Annotated in this window: 12 protein-coding genes; 8 read left to right on the top strand and 4 right to left on the bottom strand. The window is 70.0% G+C overall.

Going from position 1 to position 8,724, the window contains the following annotated elements:
• The first annotated feature begins 196 nt into the window (after positions 1–196).
• Together EAO70_RS16330 and EAO70_RS16325 are read left to right on the top strand one after the other, a co-directional pair.
• Complete coding sequence (locus EAO70_RS16330; protein ID WP_148003697.1) at positions 197–1,042, top strand: FG-GAP repeat domain-containing protein; 846 nt, start codon at positions 197–199, stop codon at positions 1,040–1,042.
• 209 nt (positions 1,043–1,251) lie between these two features.
• Positions 1,252–2,172, top strand: a complete 921-nt coding sequence (locus EAO70_RS16325) for a glycoside hydrolase family 19 protein (RefSeq protein ID WP_148003696.1) — start codon at positions 1,252–1,254, stop codon at positions 2,170–2,172.
• A 4-nt stretch (positions 2,173–2,176) separates the two neighbouring features.
• Here the strand turns inward: EAO70_RS16325 and EAO70_RS16320 are convergent, their stop codons facing one another.
• Positions 2,177–2,410: a DUF397 domain-containing protein gene (locus EAO70_RS16320; protein WP_148003695.1), complete on the bottom strand. Its 234-nt coding sequence runs from the start codon at positions 2,408–2,410 to the stop codon at positions 2,177–2,179.
• Entirely contained in the window at positions 2,407–3,243 is an 837-nt protein-coding gene (locus tag EAO70_RS16315) for a helix-turn-helix transcriptional regulator (RefSeq protein WP_148003694.1), read from the bottom strand. Before EAO70_RS16315 ends, EAO70_RS16320 begins: the two co-directional genes overlap by 4 nt.
• A 156-nt stretch (positions 3,244–3,399) precedes the next feature.
• Between EAO70_RS16315 and EAO70_RS16310 the strand changes: the two genes are divergently transcribed.
• The 3 genes from EAO70_RS16310 to EAO70_RS16300 all read left to right on the top strand — a co-directional run bounded on the left by EAO70_RS16310 (position 3,400) and on the right by EAO70_RS16300 (position 4,614).
• Entirely contained in the window at positions 3,400–3,816 is a 417-nt protein-coding gene (locus tag EAO70_RS16310; RefSeq protein WP_148003693.1) for a hypothetical protein, read from the top strand.
• Between the two features lie 193 nt (positions 3,817–4,009).
• The gene (locus EAO70_RS16305) at positions 4,010–4,366 is read left to right on the top strand and encodes a hypothetical protein (protein ID WP_187283915.1); all 357 of its coding nucleotides are present in this window, start codon (positions 4,010–4,012) and stop codon (positions 4,364–4,366) included.
• The gene (locus tag EAO70_RS16300; RefSeq protein ID WP_148003692.1) at positions 4,363–4,614 is read left to right on the top strand and encodes a hypothetical protein; all 252 of its coding nucleotides are present in this window, start codon (positions 4,363–4,365) and stop codon (positions 4,612–4,614) included. The genes EAO70_RS16305 and EAO70_RS16300 overlap by 4 nt, the downstream gene beginning before the upstream one ends.
• Here the strand turns inward: EAO70_RS16300 and EAO70_RS16295 are convergent.
• Both EAO70_RS16295 and EAO70_RS16290 read right to left on the bottom strand, forming a co-directional pair.
• Positions 4,605–5,060, bottom strand: a complete 456-nt coding sequence (locus EAO70_RS16295; RefSeq protein ID WP_148003691.1) for a MarR family winged helix-turn-helix transcriptional regulator — start codon at positions 5,058–5,060, stop codon at positions 4,605–4,607. The genes EAO70_RS16300 and EAO70_RS16295 overlap by 10 nt on opposite strands.
• A complete protein-coding gene (locus tag EAO70_RS16290; RefSeq protein ID WP_148003690.1) occupies positions 5,057–5,680 on the bottom strand; it encodes a DJ-1/PfpI family protein in 624 nt (207 codons plus the stop codon). Before EAO70_RS16290 ends, EAO70_RS16295 begins: the two co-directional genes overlap by 4 nt.
• A gap of 212 nt (positions 5,681–5,892) precedes the next feature.
• Between EAO70_RS16290 and EAO70_RS16285 the strand changes: the two genes are divergently transcribed.
• The 3 genes from EAO70_RS16285 to EAO70_RS16275 form a co-directional block, all read left to right on the top strand.
• Positions 5,893–7,257, top strand: coding sequence for an aspartate aminotransferase family protein (locus EAO70_RS16285; protein WP_148003689.1), 1,365 nt, complete (start codon positions 5,893–5,895; stop codon positions 7,255–7,257).
• A 79-nt stretch (positions 7,258–7,336) separates the two neighbouring features.
• Complete coding sequence (locus tag EAO70_RS16280; protein WP_148003688.1) at positions 7,337–8,044, top strand: GntR family transcriptional regulator; 708 nt, start codon at positions 7,337–7,339, stop codon at positions 8,042–8,044.
• A gap of 195 nt (positions 8,045–8,239) precedes the next feature.
• Positions 8,240–8,724 (top strand): hypothetical protein (locus EAO70_RS16275; protein ID WP_261992895.1); only part of this gene is annotated, 485 nt, incomplete at its 3' end.

Genomic DNA, 8,724 nt, shown 5'->3' with positions numbered 1-8,724 from the left:
GGCCTTGTCGCATCCCCGCCCACCCGCACGTCTCGCTCCCGGATCCACAACCCCCTCCAGGCGCAGGCCATTTGGGCGTCTTCACGTCATGCCCACGGGCTCTTCAAAATTTCGCCAAATTTCGAACGTGTGTGGCAAGATTTCAAGATCAGCGGCGCGTGCAGCGCGCCGCCGAAGAGTCCCAGGGGGGAATCTGATGACCATCATTCGTCGCCGTGCGCTCAAGGGCGCCCTCGTCGCCACCGCCGTCGCGGTCGCGACCGCCACCGTCGCCGGTACGGCCTCCGCCGCCGGCACCGAGCTGCCGGTGCAGCCCACCTTCGAGATGTACGGCGCCAACAAGACGACCCAGGAACTGCAGGTCTGGTTCCCCATCGGCAACGACATCGACACGATCGGTCCGCTGGACAAGGTCGCCGACGTCGCCGACATCATCGTCGCCGACAACGACAACGACGGTCACGGCGAATCCGAGTGGACCGTCTACAAGAACGGCCGCCTGGACTTCTACTCGGCCGACAACGAGGACATCGACGGGAACACCGTCGGCCGCGGCTGGAACATCTACACGACCGTCCTCTCGCCGGGCAACATCGGCGGTGCCCAGCAGGCCGACCTGCTCGGCGTCGACAAGACCGGCGTGCTGTGGAGCTACCTCTCCTACCCGAACGGCACCCTCACCCCCCGCGTGCGGGTCGGTGGCGGCTGGAACGCGTACACCCAGATCGCCGGCCAGGGCGACCTGACCGGCGACGGCAAGCCCGACGTCGTCGCCCGCGACAAGACGGGCGTCCTGTGGCTCTACAAGGGCACGGGCAACTACAAGGCCCCGTTCACCGGCCGCACGAAGGTCGGCTCCGGCTGGAACGCGTACGACCGGATCCTGTCGACCGGTGACATCAACCTCGACGGCAAGGCGGACCTGCTCGCCCGCAAGTCGAACGGCGACCTGCTCAAGTACCTGGGCACGGGCAACGCCACGGCTCCGTTCAAGGCGCCGGTCAAGGCCGGCAGCGGCTTCCAGAAGTACAACCTCTTCTAGTCGCACCTCTCCCACCTGCGTGGGGACCGCTTGACGGCGGTCCCGGGCCCGAACTCCCGGCCCGGGACCGCCTTCTGTGTGTCCGGGGCCGTCCGGGGGCTATGTGGAATTCCCCTTGCCGCAACTTCTGGTCTAGACCTTGACAGGTCCAGACCAATAGCGATTCGCTGTGCTTTCCCCGACCCGGCCCCACCCGGAAGGAAGCACGCATGCTGCGTAAGTTGGTCACCTCGCTGGCCGCGCTCTGTACGGCCGTCGGACTCGCCGTCCTCCTGATCCCCGCCGCCTCGGCGGGCGCGGCCGCTGCCTGCGCGGCCGCCTGGAACTCGTCCAGCGTCTACACGGGCGGCATGACGGCCTCGCACAACGGCCGCAACTGGCAGGCCAAGTGGTGGACCCAGAACGAGACCCCCGGCAGCACCGGCGAGTGGGGCGTCTGGGCCGACCAGGGTGTCTGCGGCGGCGGACCCACCACGCCGCCCACCACCCCGCCGACCACGCCGCCGACCTCCGGATTCGTGGTCTCCGAGGCCCAGTTCAACCAGATGTTCCCGAACCGGAACCCGTTCTACACGTACGCGGGCCTCACCGCCGCCCTCAAGTCGTACCCCGGCTTCGCCAACACCGGCAGCGACACGGTGAAGAAGCAGGAGGCCGCGGCCTTCCTCGCCAACGTCTCCCACGAGACCGGCGGTCTCGTCCACATCGTCGAGCAGAACACGGCGAACTACCCGCACTACTGCGACACGAGCCAGTCCTACGGCTGCCCCGCCGGCCAGGCCGCCTACTACGGCCGCGGCCCCATCCAGCTCTCCTGGAACTTCAACTACAAGGCCGCCGGTGACGCCCTCGGCATCGACCTGCTGAACAACCCCTGGCGCGTCGAGCAGGACCCGGCCGTCGCCATGATGACCGGCCTCTGGTACTGGAACACCCAGAACGGCCCCGGCACGATGACCGCGCACAACGCCATGGTCAACGGCGCCGGCTTCGGCCAGACGATCTGGGCGATCAACGGCAGCCTGGAGTGCAACGGCCGCAACCCGGCCCAGGTCCAGAGCCGGGTCACCAAGTACCAGCAGTTCACCCAGATCCTGGGCGTCCCCGCGGGGTCGAACCTGTCCTGCTGATCGGCTACTGCCAGGCGACGAACGTGCTCCAGACGGCGGGCTCCACGGTGAACGTGGGCCCGCCGCTCTGCTTGGAGTCACGGAGGTGGACGGCGTGGGGGCAGGTGGCGACCTCTACGCAGTTGCCGCCGCCCCCATCGCTGTAGCTGGACTTACGCCAGTCGAAGGCGACCTCGACGCAGCTGCCGCCACCGCTGTCGCTGTAGCTCGACTTGAACCAGTGCAGGGTGTCGTTCATCTCTGTGCTCCCGCCAACTCCTCGATGAGACCCAGCGACCTGCGCGGATCCAAGGCCTGTGCCCGGATTTTTGCATACCGCTGCAGGTGCTTACTCACCTTCGCGCGGTCGGTGATCAATAGGCTCTCACCCTGGATTTCCAGGAAGGTCACGCGGTCGTGAGCCGGGGTTTCGACGATCTCCAGAGTGCCCCGGTCGCCCGCGTACTCACCCCCCAATCCAGCATCCAGGGGTAGTACCTGGAGATTTACGTTCCTCCTTCGCGCGCACTCCGCCAAGTACGCCACCTGCTCCCGCATCACCTCCTCGCTCCCGATCGGCCTCCGCAGCACCGACTCGTCGAGCACCAGCTCGATCTCGCACACCGGGGTACGGTCGAACAGCGCCTTCCGGGCCATCCGGCCGACCACCAGCTCCTCCACCCGTTCAGGAGTGGGCTCCGGGTGACCACCCGCAATCAGCGCCCGCGCATACGCCTCCGTCTGGAACAACCCGTGGACGACGTGGTTCGCGTACAGCCACAGCGCCACCGCCTTCTGCTCGATCGGCGCGTACTCGCGAAACTGCTCCGGCAGCTTCTCCAGCCGTACGAGCTCCCGCATCTCGTCGAACATGCCCGTGCCGCCGCCCAGGGCCTCTTCGAGCTTCGTCAGCATCTCGTCGCTGACCGGGTGCAGGAACCGTTCCGTGGCGCTGATCGCCGCGCCGGTATAGCCCATCCGCGAGCCCAGCTGATCCTGCGTCAGGCCTTTCTTCAGCCGCATTCTCTTGGCTACCTTGGCCGCCACCCGCGCAGCGGGACCTACTGGTTCCTTGTTCTCTTCTCGCGTCATCGCGATCCCCATTCGAACTCAACCGGTCTCAACCGGTCTCAACTGCTCCCCGCCGAATTCGACTGCCCGCAAGGCACGTTGACGCAGGTCAAGGGGTTGCCGACGCGCCTGCCGCAGTCGTGGAAAACGCTAGCGTCGGCGCGGGAACATGTCCCCGTGAATGAAGATAATCGAGAACCAAACGCGGATTGGATTCCTCTCTCCGGATTCCAACTCCGAAAGGCCGGGGTGCAATTCGACGCCGTCCGGGTCGACGGCGACGAGGGGCGGCTGCTCGCGGACCGGATGGAGGTGCTCACCGGGGGCGACCCGGGGCCGGTGGTGATCGAGGCGAACGGGCGGCGCGGGGTCTACTTCCTCGTGCCGGCGGGGTCGACCGCGCGGAAGCCGTGGCCGCGCGGGGTGACCCGGTTCAACTCGGGGCCCGCCCACGTCAGCTACGTACCCGTGCCCGCCCTGACCGGGCGGACCTGGCCGCTGTCCTGGCGCTTCCCGCCGTCGGCGCCGGACCGGTTCGTCCATCCGCTGCTGCTGAGGAGCGCCGTGGCCGAGCAGTTCAACGGCGGGTCCTGACCACCTGGGCCAAGGCGACCACGGTGGCCGTCCCGCTCAGCATTCCGTCCTGGCCGGTGGCCGTGGTGGCGGGGCTCGGCCTGACGTGGTCATGGCACGGCATCGGGTGGTCAGTCCGCTCGTGGCCCGCCTCTCTCCGAGTCGTGGGCCGCCGGGAAGCTCTAGGCTGGCGGCGGACCCTTGGGAGGACACTGTGAGCACAGAGCCTGAGCACGGTGGAGAGCTGATTCCACGACCTCAGCGGACGCCGGATGCCCTGCGCGTCGCGCTTGCCCGCATCGCGCCTCACCGGCTGGCGGAGATGGAACAGCAGAAGAACGAGGCGTTCTCCTTGGCCGCCGAACACGACACGCTCGGGCCCCTGCACGGGTGGCTGAGTGTGTGGGCCCGCGAGGTGGAGATCGAGCGGCGGTACGACCTCTCTACGCGTCGCCTTGCCGCGCTGGATGCGCTCCACCGTACGAGGGGCAAGGAGGATCCGGCCTTCCGCGCGGCGATGGACGAGCTGCGTGCCGTCGAGAGCGAAGCCGCGCGGGCGGTCTCCGAGTGAGCTGGCGCTGGGAGTACGACCCCGACGAGGAGCACGTCGTGGGGGGCGCGCCGCCCGCCTTCGTCGCCGAGGTGGAGAAGAAGGCCGACGAACTGGTGAGGTCCGCCGAAGCCTTCTATCTGGACGGCTCCGCGTATCAGGGCGAGGGCCCCAAGGGGAACGACGCCTTCGTTCCTGGCGGCATGTTCAGCTACCTCGTCCGGCCTCGGCACGAGTGCGTCTACCTCCGGCAGGTCACCTACTGGTGACCGGCCTCGACGGCCTCCAAGGCCGCCGACAGCCGCTCCAGGACCCGTACCGTCTCGTCGAAGGCCTCCTGGCCGCCCAGCTCCCGAACGAGCGCGGCGGCCAGCCGGGCGTGGCCCGGGTCGATGCGGGCGATGGCCGCCCGGCCCGCCTCGCTGGGGGCGAGGAGCTTGGCCCGGCGGTGGGCCGGGTTCGGCTCGTACGACGCGAGGCCCTCGCGGACGAGCAGGTCCGCGATCCGCTGCACGCTCTGCCGGGTGATGCCCATGGTCCGGGCGATCCCGGCGACCGGGAGGGGCCCGGGGAGGACGGCTCCCAGGACCTGCCACCAGGCCGCGGTCAGTCCCGCCGGCTCGGCCAGCTTCTCCGAGACGGCGAGGAACTGGCCGTTGAGGCGGAAGACGCCCAGGGCGGTCCGGGAGAGCGCGTCCTGCTCGGCGCGGCTCATGAGTTCAGCTCGGCGAAGGCCGCCGGGTCGGAGTCGTGGAAGAGGCGGAACCAGGCGTCCCGCTTGCCCTCGTAGGCGCCGAGGACCGCGAAGACCTCGCGGGCGAAGGCGACCGGCTCGGTCGGGCCCGCCGTGACCAGGGCGCCGGTGCCGGCCTCGCCCTCGGAGGTCACCGCGTCCGCGTCGACGTAGTGCTCGCCGCCCTGGTAGCCGGTGGCGTCCAGGTAGAACGAGACCGCGCTGGTGTGGGGGCGGTCGTCGAGCAGCCCCTCCTTGGCCAGGCCGGCGGTGGCGCCGCAGATCGCGGCGACCGGGACCCCGGCGCCGAGGAAGGCGGCGGCCCTGGCGGTGAAGGGGGCCAGTGCGTCGCCCTCGTCGTACGCGTCGGCTCCCGGGAGGATCAGCAGCGCGCTGTCCTCGGGCCGGAGGTCGGCGAGCCCGAGGTCGGGCACGATCCGCAGGCCGCCGATGGTCGTGACGGGCTCCCCGGCGACCGGGCCGACCGTCCGGACCGTGTACCCGGCGCGGGCGAGCCAGGCGGTGGTGTGGCCCGTCTCCCAGTCGGCGAGCGTGTCGTAGACGGCGAGGTGGACGGTCTTCGCTGCGGTGTTCGTTCCCATGGCTGACCCCTTGCTCGGTGTGGTCGGTCCCTTGGTTCCCCTGATGACAGAAGACTGTCATGACGACAGTATGCTGTCAATGGCGGGTGGAGAACTTCACAGGGGATTCCGGCGGGATTCCGCATGACGGAACAAGGTGTCGCGTCCGCCCCGGTCTCGGTGGACAAGATGGCCATGGCCCGCCCTACCTGCGGTTCCTTACCCTCGACCCCATGACCCCTCATGTCGTCGAACCCGATCCCCAGGCCGGGGCCGCCGTCAAGGCCGCCGACCGCGCGCACGTGTTCCACTCCTGGTCCGCCCAGGGCCTGATCGACCCGCTCGCCGTCGCCGGCGCCGAGGGTTCGTACTTCTGGGACTACGACGGAAACCGCTACCTGGACTTCACCAGCGGCCTCGTCTACACGAACATCGGCTACCAGCACCCCCGGGTGGTCGCCGCCATCCAGGAGCAGGCCGCGAAGCTCACCACCTTCGCGCCCGCCTTCGCCATCGACGTCCGCTCCGAGGCCGCACGCCTCATCGCCGAGCGCACCCCGGGCGACCTGGACAAGATCTTCTTCACCAACGGCGGCGCCGAGGCCGTCGAGAACGCCGTCCGCATGGCCCGGCTGCACACCGGCCGCACGAAGGTGCTCTCCGCCTACCGCTCGTACCACGGCGCCACCTCCACCGCGATCAACCTGACCGGCGACCCGCGCCGCTGGGCCTCCGACAACGGCTCCGCCGGCGTCGTGCGCTTCTGGGCGCCCTTCCTCTACCGCTCGCCCTTCTACGCCACCACCGAGGCGGAGGAGAGCGCACGGGCCCTCCAGCACCTGGAGGACACGATCGCCTTCGAGGGTCCGGCGACGATCGCCGCGATCATCCTGGAGACCGTGCCCGGCACCGCCGGCATCATGACCCCGCCGCCCGGCTACCTCGCCGGCGTCCGCGAGATCTGCGACAAGTACGGCATCGTCTTCGTCCTCGACGAGGTCATGGCCGGCTTCGGCCGCACCGGAAAGTGGTTCGCCGCCGAGCACTTCGACGTCGTGCCCGACCTCATGACCTTCGCCAAGGGCGTGAACTCCGGCTACGTGCCCCTCGGCGGCGTCGCCATCAACGCCGAGATCGCCGCCACCTTCGACAAGCGGCCCTACCCGGGCGGACTGACCTACTCCGGTCACCCGCTGGCCTGCGCCGCCGCCGTCGCCACCATCCACGTCATGGAGGACGAGAAGGTCGTCGAGAACGCCGCCCACATCGGCGAGCACGTCCTCGGCCCCGGCCTGCGCGAGCTCGCCGAGCGCCACCCCTCCGTCGGCGAGGTCCGCGGCCTCGGCGTCTTCTGGGCCCTCGACCTGGTCAAGAACCGCGAGACCCGCGAGCCGCTCGTCCCGTACAACGCGGCCGGCGAGGCGAACGCCCCGATGGCCGCCTTCGGCGCCGCGGCGAAGAAGAACGGCCTGTGGCCCTTCGTCAACATGAACCGCACCCACGCCGTCCCCGCCTGCAACGTCACCGAGGCCGAGGCCAAGGAAGGCCTCGCCGCCCTCGACGCCGCCCTCGCGGTGGCCGACGAGCACACCGCGTGACAACCATGTGACACCGGAAACGGGGGCGCCCCTTCCGTCTGGACTAGGGTGTCCGGAGCCGGACGGAGGGGGCGCACCCATGCCCGCGAGCGGAGCTGTCACCCGCAACACCCTGCGACAGCAGATCGCGGACGCGCTCCGTGACGAGGTGCTCGCGGGCCGTCTCCAACCGGGCGAGGAATTCACCGTCAAGCAGATCGCCGACCAGTACGGCGTCTCCACCACCCCCGTGCGCGAAGCCCTCGTCGACCTCTGCGCCCAGGGCCTCCTCGACTCCGACCAGCACCGCGGCTTCCGCGTCCACCAGTACTCGGTCGACGACTACCGGAACATGGTCCAGGCCCGGATGCTCGTCGTCGACGGCATCTTCCGGCGCGACGCCGCCATGGTGCCGCCCCGCTCCGCCGTCACCGAACCCGACCTCGGGATCGGCGTCGCCCTCGTCTCCGTACGCCGCAGGGGCGAGGCCGCGGCCCGCGCGGCCCGCGCCGGGGACCTCGACATCCTCATCGGCTACGACATCCGGTACTGGCGCGAACTCGGCCGGCTCGTCGCCGCCAACGACTACATCGCCGACTTCCTCCACCGGCTCCGCGTCCAGGCCTGGGTGTTCTCCGTCCCCCACCTGCGCTCCGAGCGGGACGTCCCCGGCCGGCTGTGGAGCGGACACGTCGACCTGGTCGACGCCATCACCCGCGGCGACGGGGAGGCGGCCGTCGCGGTCGTCCGGGAGTACAACACCCACTCGCTGGAATGGGCCGACCAGCTGGAGCGGCGGGCCGGCTGAGCGGGCCCCGGACCCGACCGACGGGGGCGGCCGCCCGGGTTGGGTGGCGCTCCCCGGGTTGAGGGCCCGGCTCCCCGGGCAGTTCCTCAGCGGGTGGACGGTGTCCGTGGGGCGCCGACTAACCTGGCCGTCCCTGCAAAAGCCTGGCGAACGCCCTGCGAGCGTCCCCCGCAACTGACGGAGAGCGAGCCTCCCTTGGCCTGTGACCTGTGGCTGGTCCCCCTCGTCGACGTGCTGTGCCACAGCCCCGACAACCCCTTCGCCGAAGAGATCGCCGCGTACGACGCCGTGCTCACCGCCTCCGGTATGCCGACCGTACCGGTCTACGCGTACATGCCCGGGCTCTCCGGCGACGTCGCCCCGATCGCCGGCTTCGACTACGAGGCCCTGCACTTCCTGCGGCGCGCCTACCTCCTCCAGATGTGCGGACTCCCCGTCGAACCCGTCGGCGAGCTCGGCGGCGACTACGAGCAGCTCCTGGAGATGTTCGAGCCGACCGCCCAGCAGTCCCACCTCGTCTGGCACTACGACCACGCCGGCGCCTACGTCCCGGTGGACTTCCCGGTCCCGCTCGCCAACGACGAGCTCCTGGAGGGCGGCGGGCCGCTCGGCTCCTCGTACGGGCTGCTGCGCGAGCTGGAGTTCGTGGCGCCCTCCATCGGCATCGACCCCGCCAACCC

Origin of the sequence: Streptomyces sp. adm13(2018) (genome assembly GCF_008042145.1) — a bacterium.
Taxonomy (GTDB): Bacteria; Actinomycetota; Actinomycetes; order Streptomycetales; family Streptomycetaceae; genus Streptomyces.
Note: the sequence above shows the minus strand (reverse complement) of the source record. Positions and strands in the feature narration are given on the sequence as shown.